This window comes from Pseudomonas fluorescens (genome assembly GCF_003732425.1).
Classification (GTDB): Bacteria; Pseudomonadota; Gammaproteobacteria; order Pseudomonadales; family Pseudomonadaceae; genus Aquipseudomonas; species Aquipseudomonas fluorescens_BE.
Map to the genome: position 1 here is coordinate 821,580 of NZ_MOBX01000014.1, position 15,313 is coordinate 836,892.

Here is a 15,313-nt window from a genome sequence, read left to right on the forward strand (position 1 = left end):
AAGGAGTCTGGTATGGATGAAGATAATCTTGTTGTCCAATCTTTTCGTGAGAATTCTTTTTATAAGATGATGACTGGAGTCGCCCTTCCAGACGCGCTGGACAAGTCGGAAAGCATATTGAACCGGGCTTGCAGTTGGTCCTACACCACTGCGAATTTTGATGAATCAGGCTATCGGTATGTTCAGATATTCGAACCCGGCGTTTTGAGCGAAGTTAAGGCTATCAAGCAAAGTATGAAACAAGACTCCAATACCGCGGCGCTGGAACGGTCTGGAGTCGGTCATATTGCAACGCTCGATTGGTTGAAAGAAAATCTACAGCATGCCTCGTCCATTCAAAGGTTGAATCTCGCTACAGCCTATGCAAGTTTTTGCCGGGTAAGCGAAGCGGCGAACGTAATTGAAACCTTGCAGGACATGCCCAGGACCAGTGACGGAGATCTGCAGTTCGAATATTTAATGCTGAAGTTTGTTGTCAGCAATCGCCTGCAGGATCGCGCGAGTGTTCGTATCGTCATGCAACAGTTATTGGCCATGGCCAACAGTGGGAAAATGACACCTGTGCAGATAATCGAGGTGTCCTCTCAGACCACTGTCTGGTTTCATAAAACCGGTGAGATCGAGAAGGACGTCTATGAGTGGTTTTTCAAAAAAAGCAATGACATTGTAAGAAATCCAAAGTCGCAAATTCCTGATGGGATCAAGTCCTCCTGGTACCGTGCCGTTGCAATGATCCCTGCCGAAAAAGGCAATCTGGATGCTACGCGGGAACTCATGGGGCGCGCGAAGGACTATGCGCGAAAAGCAAACGCTGAGATAACCAATCCGTATTTGTTGAATGAGCTTAAAACTTATTATGAGTCCTCGGTTAAGGAGCATCTCTACGTTTCAAAAGATTTTGAAAAAGCAGAGGCAGCGGGATTGGCGCTGTTAAAACTGGATCCCGCATGGTCTCCAAACTGGGCGGAAGTCGCTCAGGTTTACATGGAACTAAAGCACTATGATATGGCTCGACAGTTATTGAACAAAGCCATCCAGTTAGGTCCGCCCTATGTTCTTTACTTTCACTACTTGCTGGCTGAGTGTGAGTGTCAGTCGGGGGATATTGATGGAGGACTGCAACGCTACAGAAATATAGTGGAGGTTGACGGTTCAAACCGTTCTTCGGCACTTTCTGGTTTGTACTGGGCGACAAAACACAAGCATGCACAAGTCGGCTTTTTTAATTCGTTGCGTCGGGCTTGAATAAAAGGAGTTGGAATACATGAACATGGTGGGGATAGATCATGTACAAATTGAGGCCAAGGATCTCGAGGAAACCATCAGCTTCTGGAAGAGTGTTCTTGGGTTCGAGACGATCGACCTGGGCCTTCGGCTAGGTATGCGTTGGGTAATCCTGAAGAATCCCGGGAATCACTATATCAGTATTCATGAGAGTCGCTCCGTAGATAACAAACCAGGACCCAGAATTACGCATTTTGGTATTGTTGTAGACGATTTCGAAGGCTTCAGAGACTTACTCAAAACCAAGGGTGTCAGGGTAGATGCCATCAACGTCTATGACAAATCCCGCTCCTATTATTTTTACGATCCCAACAACCATAAGGTAGAAGTTTCCGAAGTGTGGGGGGGAGGGCTTTGACCACTCGAATGCACACGGTGTTTTCTGCGCAGGAATTCTACGGCTATGCCTTGATCATTGGCATCGCCAGTTCCATGCAAATGATCTGGAGTGTCTCTGATCTCTGGGTTGTAGGTGGAAAATCGACTACCTACGTAGCTGCGTTGGGACTCGTAGATGTCATCTTTGCGATAGTAACCGCGTTCGCCTACGGTATTATCGATATACATGCTTCTCAAGTGTCAAAGGCCGAAGGCCGAAACCAGTTTGTTCAGGACTATCCAGGACTTATGTTATCAGCGGTGCTGGCTGTTCTAATCAGCTGGGTTCCTGTTCAGGCGGGGGGGCTTTTTTTTGTAGACGTGTTGACTGCACTAGGTCAGTCGGCTGAAGTTCTAGCGTTGGGCGAGTCAAATTATCATGCACGTACCGATGTTTATGTGCTCTCAATATTATATGTACTTATTCCGCTGGCATTAAGAATACGTGGCTATCGCAAACTATCGCTAATACTTCTGTTTGCAAGTTTTGTAATTAAGCTGGTTCTTAATGCAAATATTTACAGCGTATTTGGTGAGTTGGCTGATAACTATCTGGAGAAAGCGGTTGTTTATACTTCCGCATGGGCGCAACTGTTTACTATCGTTGTAGGTGGTGCCTGTCTGGTGGCGATGGTGGTGAGCAACGCGGATAGACAGTTTGAGTTTAAGGTCTTCAGGCACTCGTTGATTGATATGCTGATCCATACACCGAAAATTGCCGCCTGGAATGTCAATGATTTCGTCTCCAGCGCGGTCGTTACACTGGTGTTCGGTCGACTGGGTGTCGATTATCTGGCAGCGGCAAATGTGGCAGCGAAAATCACGGGACTGTTTTATAGGGTACCTCAAGCACTGTCTGAGTCAGCACTTGTTTTCTATGGTTATGTTTTGGATAAAACAGTGGAAGACCGGAAGCACACCGCTGGATACAGTTTGCTATGTAGCGTCGCGCCAGTTCTGCCAATCAGTATAGTGTTGTTTCTTTGTGCGGATTATATTATCGATTTGTTATCGCCTGGTTTAGCGGGGGAGGTTAAATCAATAGCTGATTTCTTGATTAAAGTTCACATGGTTGTTGCATTGTTTTATGTATTGCAACACGTATGCTCGCAGTTTCTCGTGGGCGAGAGGCAAACGGGTTTTCTATTGGTGTCATCGTTGATAAGTACTTGGTTTCTGGTTGTTCCAGGCGTTATGTTGATTGCGCACGCCGGGATGGCCGGAGAGAAGATTATCATCTTCGAAAGACTTTCGATCGTACTCTTGGGGATGATAAACATGATTTTCTTTGCTCGCTTGCTTAATTCATCACGCAGGTTTCGTATTTCATTAACCTGAAAGGTAGATATGAATGGCCGCTTTCCGACATGATCCTTCCATTAGAGTTTGCCGCTCCAGCATTATCAATAACGTGGATTGGTCAGTCGAACCAGTGATTACAGCCTATCGGGAGTTTTCTTATAATAACAAGCGGTTGGGCCAGGTGATTCGCGTTGCCTTGCATTCGACACCGGTGCTAATTGAAGGTGTAGGGCTGATTGCATGCAGTGATGATGGTTTTATCAGATTCATCAAACTGTCGTTGGATGAAGTATTCTGGGAGCTCAGGGTCGCCGCTTCAATTTATTCCTCCCCTATCTACTTGAACGATAAAAAAGCGATTCTGGTCTGCACCACCGGAGGGTCCGTACTGGCCATTTCGTTAATGGGAAAGTTGTTGTGGAAGACCTCGGTGGAGTTTCCGATTTACGCGGGAGCGATTCGGTCGGGAAGCAGTATTTTTGTCGGCGTTTTCAATTACAGTCTTTATTGCCTGGATGTCGATACGGGAAGAATTCAGTTTCAATACCAACTTCCAGCACCCAGAGGTGCGCGCGTCGGGGGTATCGCTGCTTTCCGTGATCCCTATGCGACACCTTGTGTTGCCAACGACCTTGTCATTGCGGTGTGCGGTGAATCTGTGGTCTGTGTCTCTCCTGAGGGGACGCTGGTTTGGTCAGTTCGATTTCAAGGGAGTATCAGGTCCTCTCCAGCTTTCTGCAGTGAATTCAATACACTCGTTATTGCTTCAGTGGATGGCAGGATTACATTGCTTGATGGCGGTAGCGGCAAGCTGCTCAAGGAATTCAACTGCTCGGCCAAGATCGTAAACAGTCCTGCGATTTCCAAGGGAATAGCGTGTGTAGGCGATGAGTCCGGAAAAGTCTATGCAATCGACATCAGGATGAAAGAAGTCAAGTGGGTTTATGAAGTTGGCGCTGCTCTGGGGTACGCATCTGTCACATTAACCCCCGCCGATGATTTTGTATTTTTGAGTGAGCGGGGAAATGCCGTTTGTGTTTCTCGTGACGAAGGTCGGTTTCTTTGGGAGACGAGTCAGAATCTCCAACTAACAGATCATGAACGATGTATGCATGTAACACCCATAATTTCCCAGCAGGGACAAATGTATTGTGCGTCGTACTCAGGATATCTATATCGCTTTGATTTTGTTGCCATGGAATGATTATGACGAACAGGACTATCAAGCTTGACCAGAATCTTGGCAGATTCTTCGCTGAACAGAAAATGCGAAGAAAGGTAGTGGGGTTGGCGTTAACTGGAGAATTGGTACTCGACGGTGTTGATGTCAATACATTGAAGCGTATAGTCCAGGAACTGCGTCGGGGGGATACAGATGAATCTCGCAGGCAGTGAGTTATCCGTGCCAGGCGTGCGATTGTCGAGATACGTTGATCCGATAAGCAGTGTCGAGGATGGGATATGGGTTAACCGTTTTGATCATGTCAGTATTGGTCTCGGACCTCTAACGATTTCAATAATCGATGATATTCTGGGAAGTTCCAGTTTTGTCTTTGATAGCATTGCTCACTACTTTGTTTACTATGAACTTGTGGATGTCGGTTTTTTTATACCATTGACTGTCGTGGATGAAGACGCTTACCTGTCTCGCTTGCGTCCGTTAAAAAAATCAATTTCTTTCTTCAATTTTCCATTCTGTTTTCATCACGATATACCGCTTGATGCACAGGGGGTGGTGCTGGGTTTGCCGTGTCACGCAGGATCCTACACCGCAGGGGCTGCCAATGGCCCGGCACTGTTGAGAAAAGCTTCCAGGCGACACTTTTGGCGCACCGGAAATATCGACGACGCATTCACCCTGGACGGCGCTGCTCATCCTGCTGCTGAACTCCGTTGGTATGACGTTGGCGATATGAATTTAAAGGGAGTGACGCTGGCGACCTGGCTCGAATATGTAGAATCCATTGTTGGTGGTTTTCCTCCAAATGTCATTCCTCTAATCCTCGGTGGTGATCACTCGCTCAGTTTTGCGAGTATCAAGGCGACGAAGAATAAACTTCAAAAGCCACTGTGCGTCATTCAGTTTGATCATCATTTGGATATTGATTTGCAAGGATTCTCTTCTGGATATGGTGCTCGATATTCAAAGTCGATTGATCACAGCAATTTTGTATCGCATCTGCATGAATTTGATCCCGATATCCACTTTGTGCATATAGGCGTCAATCATTATCAGTGTGCTGGTAAAGGCGGGAGAGACGTGGCTTTAAAGTATTTGAAAGGGCTCGGTACGCAAGTTTCCAATCTTCAAATGTTAAATCTGAGCAACGAAAGAATTCTAAAGTTGATTCCTCCAGATCATGATGTCTATATCAGCTTTGATGTCGATGTCATTTCCATGCTGGAGTTGCGAACCACGGGCAATCCTGCGCCTCTGGGTATTTCTTTCGGTCGTGCCATTTCTCTGCTCGTTGAAGTGCTTGATAGATATCGTGTAGTGGGTGTGGATATTATGGAGTTTGGTTACCCAGACCCATTCATTGATGCGAATTCCGAACTGGAAGCAGATCGGGTTGCTTATGTTATTGCGGAAATTCTAAAACACATCCTGCCACTTGATCAGAAAAGGAATTTGTATGAGTGAGGATTTTGCTTTCCCGGCAGCGGATAAAAAATTTTCTCTGGAAAGGGCGCGTATTTCTGCTTATGTAGAGCAGTTGTTGTCTCCGGTACCAGCCGACCTACAGGGCATCCTGGCGAATGCAATGAATGATGAATCAATTCCGCCGCTTCAAGTATCCCCCATGGATGCACGGCATCTTCAATTGCTCAGTACGATAGTTCAGCCACAGAAAATTCTTGAAATCGGTACCTTGTTTGGATTTTCAGCCTATTTTCTTTCGCTTGGACTTGCGCCAGGTGGGCGTCTTTACACAATTGAAATCGATGAGCGGCTTGCGGGTATTGCCAAAGATAACCTGAGATCGCTGGGAAAAGCCGGCGTGGTGGAAGTCATCACAGGGGACGCATGTGAACGTTTGGTTCAGCTAGAAGCCAACGGACCATTCGATATTGTTTTCATTGATGGAGACAAGGTTTCATACCCTCATTATTTGAAGTGGGCAGCGAAAAATCTAAGAAGTGGCGGTCTGTTGATCGCTGATAATACATTCGCGTGGGGCTATATTGCTGATCCCGAATGTCCAGAGGAAATCAGGGCGGAAGTGGTTGCGCTGCGAAAATTCAATTACGTTATCGCTCATTCGCCGATGTTTCTCACTACAGTACTTCCTACTGCAGAAGGTCTGACTGTCGCCGTGCGTCGGTAATGAATCTGGAGCATTGTATGCAGGATATTTCCCGTCTCGTTTCGCCTTCCCTGGAAGAGTTTTATTTTTCATGTGTGATCAAGAATAACCCGGCTCTGATGTCGGGACTTGGAGAGACATGTGGTGCATTGAATCATTGGAGCTTCGATTTTTTTTCACGCAAATACGGTGAACGCATCGTCAGTGCGACGGACTCTGCGGGTGTTACGCATCGGATCTCAATGTCTGATTTGATTCAAGGTCTCAAGGATGAGCATAGTGCCGGGTTGTATTTGCGCAGTCTTAAAATAACCTCACTGGACAGTGGCTTGCTCAGTGATATACCGCTGCTGCCGCACTTCTCGTTCGATCTTCTGCAAGGTGCTGAAAGTACCCGGGATTTTCTCAAGGAAATATTCATCGGTCCCGTCGGGTCGGGTACCCGTTTGCATGCCGATCTTTGGCACAGTCATTCATGGATGCTTTTGGTGGCCGGTTTGAAGGAATGGACACTTGTCAGTCCTTCGGAGTTACTCAAGGCAGGACTTGAAAAAAAAGTTAGGCTGAAGAGTTTCGTGGATAACCTGGACAGTGAGTTGAAGGAAGTCGAGTACTTCAAGTTTCTGCAAAAGCCTGGCGAATTTGTTTATGTTCCATCAGGCTGGTGGCACTCCGTGAGGAATGTCGAATGTTCAATTGGTGTTTCTTTTAATTTTGTCGATGCTAATTCATTGCCAGCGGCGTACGCGGGTACGCAGGAAAGAGCCTCGATGTTTGACGAGCTATTGGAGAAAGCTGTTGGGGCACTGGAACAGAAGAAAGCGCAGACGGAATTATCCAGAGTTGAACTTCATATGCGTTCAAAATACCTCTCTTTTGTAAATTCGAGAATTGAAGCTCTGGAAAATAAGCGTGTAGAGCTTTACGGGTTGCGAGAGATTTTGGCGCGCTGACACCTTCTGGACGGCGCATCGGCGGTGAAAAAAATGCTAAATGCGACCGTTCGCACAAAGAAACTCGGCCTGAGCGCTCGAAACCGGTAACCTATGCAGCTGTTTTTTTGCATATCTTCGAGGTAGCACCCGTGTTTTCCCAATTCGCCCTGCACGAACGCCTGCTTAAAGCTGTGGCCGAGCTGAAATTTGTCGAGCCAACGCCTGTGCAAGCCGCGGCCATCCCGCTGGCGCTCCAAGGGCGTGATCTGCGGGTGACGGCGCAAACCGGTAGCGGCAAAACCGCCGCTTTCGTTCTGCCAATCCTCAATCGCCTGATCGGCCCGGCCAAGGTTCGCGTCAGCATCAAGACGCTGATCCTGCTGCCGACCCGCGAGCTGGCCCAGCAGACGCTGAAGGAAGTTGAACGCTTTTCGCAGTTCACGTTCATCAAGTCCGGCCTGATCACCGGCGGTGAAGACTTCAAGGTCCAGGCGGCGATGCTGCGCAAAGTGCCGGACATCCTCATCGGCACCCCGGGCCGGATGATCGAGCAACTCAACGCCGGCAACCTCGACCTGAAAGAAGTCGAAGTGCTGGTGCTCGACGAAGCCGACCGCATGCTCGACATGGGCTTCGCCGAAGACGTGCAGCGTCTGGTCGATGAATGCCCGAACCGTCAGCAGACCATGCTGTTCTCCGCCACCACCGGCGGTTCCGGCCTGCGCGAGATGATCGCCAAGGTGCTGAACAATCCTGAGCACTTGCAGCTCAACGCGGTCAGCCAGCTGAACTCGACGACCCGTCAGCAGATCATCACCGCTGACCATAACCAGCACAAAGAACAGATCGTCAACTGGTTGCTGGCCAACGAGACCTACCAGAAGGCCATCGTGTTCACCAACACCCGCGCCATGGCCGACCGCATCTACGGCCGCCTCGTGGCTCAGGAATACAAAGCGTTCGTGCTGCACGGCGAGAAAGATCAGAAGGATCGCAAACTGGCGATCGACCGTCTGAAGCAGGGCGGTGTGAAGATTTTGGTTGCTACCGACGTCGCCGCCCGTGGTCTGGACGTGGATGGCCTGGATCTGGTGATCAACTTCGACATGCCACGCAGTGGCGACGAATACGTGCACCGCATCGGTCGTACCGGTCGTGCTGGCAACGACGGTCTGGCGATCTCGCTGATCTGCCACGGCGACTGGAACCTGATGTCGAGCATCGAGCGCTACCTGAAACAGAGCTTCGAGCGCCGCACCATCAAGGAAGTCAAAGGCACCTACGGCGGGCCGAAAAAGGTCAAGGCCTCGGGCAAAGCCGTTGGTGTGAAGAAGAAAAAGACCGACGCCAAGGGCGACAAGAAAAAAACTGCCGCCAAGACGCCGACCAAGCGCAAGAGCGTCAACCGTCCGAAGCCGGACTCGTTGGTGAGCAGCGACGGCATGGCTCCGCTCAAGCGTCGCAAGCCAGCAGAGCCTGCGGCTGAGTAAGGCGTTTCAAGCGCGCATAAAAAACCCGGACAGTGTCCGGGTTTTTTTTCGTCCATCAGTTGCCGAGTTGGCCGCTGGTGTCGGCATCAAAGCGCCGTTTGGCCTGATCAGCCGCCGGTTTCAATGCTGCGAGCAAGGCTGACTCGCTGTACAACCGCGTGACCGCCAGCTCCTTCGGCGTCGGCTCGATCGGGATCAGCACGTCCTCACCGTCGGCGTGCAGCCAGATTGCGACAACGTGCAGTGCCGAGACAAACAGCACGCGCAACTCGACGGTCTTGCCCTGCAGTTGCGGCGCCTGTTCCGCCAGTTTCAGCGCAGCCACCGTCGCGGCGGCGAGATTGCCGTGGTTCAGCGAGGCAAACTCGACATGCCCGCGCACCTCGGCCAATTGCGCATCGGCAATCGTCACGCCATCGGCAAACACCAGGTAATGCCAGTCACCGAGGCGCGCATCTTTCAGGCCTTTGCCGCGGCTCAAGTCGTCCAGGCTCAGCGAGTAGCCACGATACGCCTCGCTGAGGCTGATTTTCGCAGGTACTGCATTGGCGAACTGGCGATTGGCGCCGAACCCCTGGGTTTGCAGCGCGGCTTGCAGTGCCGGGCGTAAGGTTTGTACGCCGTTGGAAGGCGCCTTTGGATAAGTCAGTTGCATGATGTCGCCCTCCTAGTTTTTTACGGTGAAGTAGGTGTGAGTCCAGTTGCCGCCGCCGTTGTAGGCTCGCGGAAACGCGTTCAGCGCACGGGTCGAATAGCCGTAGATCGAGTCCGCGACCAACACGTAATCGCCGTTGGTGCCGTAGATCGTCAGGAAGTGCGCGCCGCCGCCGTACCAGGCGCAGCGCAGACCGACCGGGCGGCCCATGCGGATCTGGTTCTGGATGGCCGACATCTGCAGCGACCCCTGATTCATGCCGTTGTAGCTGCGGGTGGTTTGCAGGGCTGAGTCCAGATAGCCGTAGACGTTGCACGGCCCCGGCTGATTGCAGCAATTGCGATCGAGCTGGGTACTGGCCACGCCGCACTGAGTCCAGTTACCGGTGCCGTAGTAGTTACCGACCGAGGCGGACACGGCGGCCCAGCACCAGTTGGTCTGGGTCTGTTTCTGCATATTGAAGTTGAGGCTGCCGGCGGCCAGAGCGCTGAGCTGTTCAGCGGCCTCGACCTCGACGAGTTGCGGGTCGAGCAGATGGCCAGTCAGGCACCTTGGCAAAGATTCGCCGGTGAATTGCGTTGCTTCTGCGGTTAACATTTTTCAATCACTCCATGAGTGAAAACAAGCGTCCAGCTTGTGTGGTATTGCGGTGTTGCAGAGCGATCGGGGTTAAAGGTTGGCCATGTTCCATGGCGGGCGCCGATCTCCTTGCTCGAGGTAACCTTAGTCGTAATATGCATTAACGCAATAAAATAAATGCACCAGTGCATTATTAGGATCAAAAGATCGCAGCCTTCGGCAGCTCCTACACCGATCCTTGTAGGAGCTGCCGAAGGCTGCGATCTTTCGCTTTTAGCTTTCCGCTTTTTTCTCAGCCGTACCCAACTCTTTCAACCGCTGATCAATCAACTGGCACTTGTCCGGCAGATCGGCACTCGCCGTACCCAAGTCCATCTTCTGTAACTCGGCGTTGATCTCCTTGGCTTTGGCTGGATTCTGCTCGGTGAGCTTGGCGACTTCCTTGGCCAGTTGCTCGCGTTTGGCAGTGGCTTCTTCCGGAGTGCAAGCCCAAACGGGGAGGGCACAGGCGAGTGTGGCGGCGAGGGTGAACTTGATCAGGGTTTTCATCGGGGCAGGCCTCAGTTCCGGGTAAGGCGGGTTAACCGGTTGAGGCCTGGAACGGGAGGAAAGTTCATTGCTCTTCACTTAGAGTGGCAGCAACTCGACGTGGAACCGCCCTCATAACGATCATGATGCCGAACCCATTCCATTATCTCGTCCTCATTGCGACCCTTGGGGGTCAGATCGAGGTAGTTGTAAGCGCCGACCAACATGTCCAAGCCGCGCGCATAAGTGGAGTAGGTGTGAAAGATGTCACCCTTTGCATCCCGATAAAAAACGCTGAGCCCCGGCATTTCCTCTTCGGCACTGTCCGTCTTTTCGTAGTTGTACGTAGCCTTTCCCGCCGCGACCTCTTCAGCCCGGGCACAAACACCGAAGTCGTAGTTGAAGTCGCAACCCTCTGACGACACCCAGGCAAACTTCCAGCCCATCCGCTGTTTAAAGTCTTGAAACTCGTTGAATGGCGCATGCGAGACCGCAACCACCGCAATATCGTGATGCGCCAGATGCAGGTTGGCGCCATCAATGTGGTCACTGAGGAACGAGCAACCCTGGCAACCTTCATCCCAGTCCTTGGCAAACATGAAGTGGTAAATCACCAATTGGCTGTGTTTGCCAAACAGGTCCGCCAGCTTCAATTCGCCGTTCGGCCCCTGGAAGTGGTAGTCCTTTTCAACCTTGACCCAAGGCAGCGCGCGGCGTTCAGCGCTGAGGCGGTCGCGTTCCTTGGTGAAGGCTTTTTCGTGGACAAGGTGCTGCTTGCGGGCGGCGAGCCATTCTTCGCGCGATACCACCGGATGATTCTTAACGTTCATGATGATTTCTCCTGCGGGGTTGAAACCGTCTGTTTCAGACTAGTCGTTTAACCTTCGGGGAAATCGACAGACCGCCGGTCGGTCGCTGCGGGAAATGCGGCTGAACGGCTGGGAACGGCTCCGGTCACAACCTATGAACGCGCCATAAATCATGCGCACCGGAGGTTGAATCAGGATGACGACTTATAACTGGGATTTGATTGAACGCTTGCTGCACGAAGTGCAGAACAGCGCCGGCCACAGTTTTGCCCCTAGGGCCTACGCCGAAGACTATGCGGCGGAGAAAGCCAGCTCCGGCGAGCCGATCGAAAATCTGGATCATCTGAAAACGCTGGCTTGCGACTATGAAAGGTTGTTGCTTCTGCGCGGCTACATCGCACCGCGTCCGGATGAGGAGGGCAGCACGGGAAACAATTTTGTTCTGACGCCTCGCGGTTCCAGCTTGTTGAGCCTGATCGACAGCAGCATTCCCGGCAATGATCACCCGCGTCAGGTGCTGGATGAGCAGGAGGATGCGCTGGCTGAGGCGACCTTTGATGAAGTGGCGTCTAAAGCCCAGATCGCCTGAGTTCACGCAGATCCTCCTGTAGGAGTGAGCCTGCTCGCGATAGCGGTCTTCCCGTCAACATTGATGTCACTGGAAGTCCGCTATCGCGAGCAGGCTCACTCCTACATTTAAATGCGTAATACTCAGGTTTTTTGCGCGGCCTTCAGGCATTTGAGGTTGTTGAAATCTTTGCGTACGCCCTCAATCTTTTTCAACAACCGCTGACGCTGTTGCGGCGTGCTTTCGGCCATCAAGTCCACCGCCAGTGCACGTCCCTGCGCTTCTGTAGCGGCGAAGGCCTTGCGGTAATCCGTTGTCCATAAACTCTCGCGATTGACCAGAAGCGTCTCAATTCTCTGTGGGAATTCGGGGCTTTTGCGTTGTGCGACGGCGGCACTGAATTGCTTCTGCCAATGGGCGCGATTGGCGATCCATTGCGTGTACTGATCGCCCAGGGCGGTCGACCACGCCATTACCCGTTGTTCTTGAGTGGCGCTCAATGGCCCCAGCCAGTCGTTCAGACGTTTGACCATTCGCGCGCCACGCTCGGCAATTTGTTGATCAAGCGGTGGTTTCAGGTATTCCTGCTGACGCTTGCGCAAATCCTTGGCAAACGCGTCATTCATCTCGGCGACCTGTTTGTCATCCAGCCCCTGCAGCAACTCGATCGCCGACGGGGTGATCTCTCGAGCGGTTTCGGCAATGGCCTGCTTGGCTTCCGTAGTGCGCGCCTGTAACGCGGCATCGGTGACCTGATTGGTTTCGACCATGGTCTGCAGGCGATCAAGCCAGTCCAGATAACCCGGCAGTTGCGTGGTGCAATGCCAGTTCAAGTGATCCTTGAGCCGCTCGTTGAACCAGTCCTTTTGCTCACCGTTCATGTCCAGGTAGTCGCTGAGCGTCCACGGAATGATCACGTCGAGGTTGCGGTAGGCCAGGCCAACGCGGCTGCAGGCGCCGAGGGCGAGGGTGAAGATCAGTAGCGCGGCGATGTGTTTGAACCAGCGAGACATGGGCGAATCCTTGCGTGAGCCTCGCTTCGAAGAGGCGGATTCCTATGTGAACGCAGAATGAACCTGGCAGTTCAGCCGATCAATAGAACGCGCGCACAGCCTTGAGGGTGACGAGGCCGTCGCACTCGCTGTTGTGCCCGGAGTAGGCCGAACAATCGCTGCCGCTCAGGCTGGAGTCGCTGTAGATCAGATCGAGGTCGACGCCCATGAACGGTCGGGACAATTTCACCGACCAATCGGTAAAACTGCCGACATAACCACCGTCAACGGCCACGGGCGTGTTCAGTTGGTGGGTGGTGTATTTCATGCTGACGCCGATGCCGAATGGCTGGTTGCCGCCAAGGTCGGCAAACAAGGTGTTGTTCTGTTTATCCGAGTCGTTGCTGAAAGCCACGCCGAAACGACTGCCGAGCAAGGTCAGGCCACCGAACAGCTCTTGGCTGTCGAGGGTGTCAAGCTTGGGGTAGCTGTAGTGGATCATCCCGACTTCATAGCCGAGGGTCTGATCGAAAGGTTGTTTAAAGCCGACGTAGGAGTCGATTTCGAGGTTCTTGCCCGGGGAGATGCCCATGCTCGGTGCGTACTGGCCGACATAGAGGCCGCTGTCGTGGCTCAGGTCGAGGCCGCCATGGAAGGAACCGATTGCCGCCGGTTTTACCAGCCCTTGAGCCATGCTACGCGTGGGCGTGGTGCCGAGTTTGAGATCAAAATCGCCGAGTTCACGCTGGAAAATCTGCGCGTGCGCGGTCGCACTGGCCAGAAGGCCTACAAGCAATAAACAGGATGTTTTGCGCATGCGTCACTCCATGAACAGCGAGCGCAGGAAGGCGAGCCTGCTGAAACGCTTGATCTAGACGCGTGCAAGGATACCGGCGAATGATCGGCATTGAAGGCCGTTCGTCGATTTACCAGGAATTTTGTTTAAAACGGAGGGGGTGTTACGCGGTGCCAGTCCAGACGCTTCGAAGCTCAAAGCGCCTCTGGACGGGTGTAAAACCGGGTATTACTTCTTGCCCAGGCTGATCTGCTTGGACGGGCCGAATGTCTGGCCACTGACGCCTTTGGCAATTTGCTGGATCTCGCCACCAGACTTGAGGAACGCTGCGATCTGATCGTTGATCGATTCGCTGGTTTCAACGGCTGGAGCTGGCTTTGCTTTGCTGGTGGATGCTTTTACACGCATGGCGGCCATTAACCTGTAGAAAAGTAACTCGGCCAGGCATCGTACAGGAATAACTTGACAATTGCTTGGTAAATATCCCCGGGAATAACCAACCTCATTACTGCATTATTCTCGATTAAATGTTCGAAATATTCGGCTAACCTGCTGTTTTAAATAAGAACATTCAGGTGGTGCGGCATTGAAATGTGCACCCGCGAGCGCTTGTGCCTGCCTGACGAGCGGCACTTAAGCCCTGGCGCGAGCAAGGAAAATCAAGGCGTTGCACAGATTTTCGACGCGCGCGGATCTGCCGCCCGACGGCCTCGACAAAAACGGGTAGAATGCCGCCCACGCAATGAGGGTTCTGGAAATGGCTTTAGTCGGGCGTTACAACAGTTTGCAAGTGGTTAAACACACTAACTTCGGTTTATATCTGGATGGCGGTGCCGATGGCGAGATTCTTTTGCCTAATCGTTATATTCCGAAAGATATTCCCAGCGAAGATGAAGATTGGCTCAACGTATTTGTTTATCTGGACAGCGAAGACAAACTTCTCGCTACCACAGAAAAACCAAAAGTTCAGGTCGGTGAATTTGCCAGTCTGAAAGTCGTTGAAGTCAACAGCATCGGTGTGTTCCTCGATTGGGGGCTGCCGAAGGATCTGTTGCTGCCGTATTCCGAAGAAAAACGCCAGATGACCGCCGGCGAATACTGCGTAGTGCACGTCTACCTCGACAAGCACACCCGCCGTATCACCGCCACTGCGCGCCTGGATCGCTACCTCGACAAGACCCCGGCCAACTACAGCCAAGGCCAGGAAGTTGATTTGCTGGTTGCCGAAGCCACCGACATGGGCTTCAAGGCGATCATCAACAACAAGCACTGGGGTTTGATCCACAAGAATGAAATCTTCAAGTTCATGCGCGCCGGCATGCTCGAGAAGGGCTACATCAAGGAAGTCCGTGCCGACGGCAAGATCGCCCTGAGCCTGCAGCCGGTTGGCCAGGAAGCAGCGAGCAGCCTGAACTCGAAGATCCTCGCCAAGTTGCGTGACAACAGCGGCACATTGCCGGTCAGCGACAAGAGCGATCCGGCGCTGATCAGCAGCCTGTTCGGCGTCAGCAAAGGCAACTTCAAGAAGGCCATCGGTGCGCTGTACAAAGAAGGCAAGATCGTTATTCACGCCGATCGCATTGAACTAACCTGAGACACCGCTGGCCCCATGTAGGAGCTGCCGAAGGCTGCGATCTTTTGACTTTGAAGACCAACAGATCGCAGCCTTCGGCAGCTCCTACATGAGGG

17 protein-coding genes are annotated in these 15,313 nt (G+C 52.1%); 10 read left to right on the forward strand and 7 right to left on the reverse strand.

Going from position 1 to position 15,313, the window contains the following annotated elements; translation table 11 throughout:
* The first annotated feature begins 12 nt into the window (after positions 1–12).
* From BK670_RS20980 to BK670_RS21020, 8 genes are all read left to right on the forward strand, one after another.
* Positions 13–1,245, forward strand: a complete 1,233-nt coding sequence (locus BK670_RS20980) for a tetratricopeptide repeat protein (RefSeq protein WP_123452535.1) — start codon at positions 13–15, stop codon at positions 1,243–1,245.
* Between the two features lie 19 nt (positions 1,246–1,264).
* Complete coding sequence (locus tag BK670_RS20985; RefSeq protein ID WP_123452537.1) at positions 1,265–1,642, forward strand: VOC family protein; 378 nt, start codon at positions 1,265–1,267, stop codon at positions 1,640–1,642.
* Positions 1,643–1,650: 8 nt separating this feature from the next.
* Complete coding sequence (locus BK670_RS20990; protein WP_123452549.1) at positions 1,651–3,000, forward strand: MATE family efflux transporter; 1,350 nt, start codon at positions 1,651–1,653, stop codon at positions 2,998–3,000.
* A 13-nt stretch (positions 3,001–3,013) separates the two neighbouring features.
* On the forward strand, positions 3,014–4,168 hold the full coding sequence (locus tag BK670_RS20995) for an outer membrane protein assembly factor BamB family protein (RefSeq protein WP_123452551.1): 1,155 nt from the start codon (positions 3,014–3,016) through the stop codon (positions 4,166–4,168).
* 171 nt (positions 4,169–4,339) lie between these two features.
* Positions 4,340–5,608, forward strand: coding sequence for an arginase family protein (locus tag BK670_RS21005; RefSeq protein WP_123452555.1), 1,269 nt, complete (start codon positions 4,340–4,342; stop codon positions 5,606–5,608).
* Positions 5,601–6,293 (forward strand): O-methyltransferase, encoded by a 693-nt coding sequence (locus BK670_RS21010; protein WP_123452557.1) that lies wholly within the window; start codon positions 5,601–5,603, stop codon positions 6,291–6,293. The genes BK670_RS21005 and BK670_RS21010 overlap by 8 nt, the downstream gene beginning before the upstream one ends.
* A 17-nt stretch (positions 6,294–6,310) precedes the next feature.
* Positions 6,311–7,225: a cupin-like domain-containing protein gene (locus BK670_RS21015; protein WP_185036805.1), complete on the forward strand. Its 915-nt coding sequence runs from the start codon at positions 6,311–6,313 to the stop codon at positions 7,223–7,225.
* A gap of 131 nt (positions 7,226–7,356) precedes the next feature.
* A complete protein-coding gene (locus BK670_RS21020) occupies positions 7,357–8,697 on the forward strand; it encodes a DEAD/DEAH box helicase (protein ID WP_103306179.1) in 1,341 nt (446 codons plus the stop codon).
* A 55-nt stretch (positions 8,698–8,752) separates the two neighbouring features.
* On the opposite strand, the gene BK670_RS21025 is transcribed toward BK670_RS21020, so the two are convergent.
* From BK670_RS21025 to BK670_RS21040, 4 genes are all read right to left on the reverse strand, one after another.
* The gene (locus tag BK670_RS21025; RefSeq protein ID WP_123452561.1) at positions 8,753–9,352 is read right to left on the reverse strand and encodes a hypothetical protein; all 600 of its coding nucleotides are present in this window, start codon (positions 9,350–9,352) and stop codon (positions 8,753–8,755) included.
* A gap of 12 nt (positions 9,353–9,364) precedes the next feature.
* Positions 9,365–9,949 (reverse strand): papain-like cysteine protease family protein, encoded by a 585-nt coding sequence (locus BK670_RS21030; RefSeq protein WP_123452563.1) that lies wholly within the window; start codon positions 9,947–9,949, stop codon positions 9,365–9,367.
* Between the two features lie 255 nt (positions 9,950–10,204).
* The gene (locus tag BK670_RS21035) at positions 10,205–10,480 is read right to left on the reverse strand and encodes a hypothetical protein (RefSeq protein WP_123452565.1); all 276 of its coding nucleotides are present in this window, start codon (positions 10,478–10,480) and stop codon (positions 10,205–10,207) included.
* A 74-nt stretch (positions 10,481–10,554) separates the two neighbouring features.
* A complete protein-coding gene (locus tag BK670_RS21040) occupies positions 10,555–11,289 on the reverse strand; it encodes a DUF899 domain-containing protein (RefSeq protein ID WP_123452567.1) in 735 nt (244 codons plus the stop codon).
* 175 nt (positions 11,290–11,464) lie between these two features.
* Between BK670_RS21040 and BK670_RS21045 the strand changes: the two genes are divergently transcribed.
* Positions 11,465–11,857 (forward strand): transcriptional regulator, encoded by a 393-nt coding sequence (locus tag BK670_RS21045; protein ID WP_123452569.1) that lies wholly within the window; start codon positions 11,465–11,467, stop codon positions 11,855–11,857.
* Between the two features lie 122 nt (positions 11,858–11,979).
* Here the strand turns inward: BK670_RS21045 and BK670_RS21050 are convergent, their stop codons facing one another.
* The 3 genes from BK670_RS21050 to BK670_RS21060 form a co-directional block, all read right to left on the reverse strand.
* Entirely contained in the window at positions 11,980–12,849 is an 870-nt protein-coding gene (locus BK670_RS21050) for a DUF6279 family lipoprotein (protein WP_123452571.1), read from the reverse strand.
* 79 nt (positions 12,850–12,928) lie between these two features.
* Positions 12,929–13,645, reverse strand: a complete 717-nt coding sequence (locus BK670_RS21055; protein WP_123452573.1) for a TorF family putative porin — start codon at positions 13,643–13,645, stop codon at positions 12,929–12,931.
* A gap of 207 nt (positions 13,646–13,852) precedes the next feature.
* Positions 13,853–14,041, reverse strand: a complete 189-nt coding sequence (locus BK670_RS21060) for a hypothetical protein (protein WP_016985943.1) — start codon at positions 14,039–14,041, stop codon at positions 13,853–13,855.
* A 340-nt stretch (positions 14,042–14,381) separates the two neighbouring features.
* Here BK670_RS21060 and BK670_RS21065 point away from each other — a divergent pair, with 340 nt between their 5' ends.
* Positions 14,382–15,218: a CvfB family protein gene (locus tag BK670_RS21065; protein WP_123452575.1), complete on the forward strand. Its 837-nt coding sequence runs from the start codon at positions 14,382–14,384 to the stop codon at positions 15,216–15,218.
* Positions 15,219–15,313: the final 95 nt, after the last annotated feature.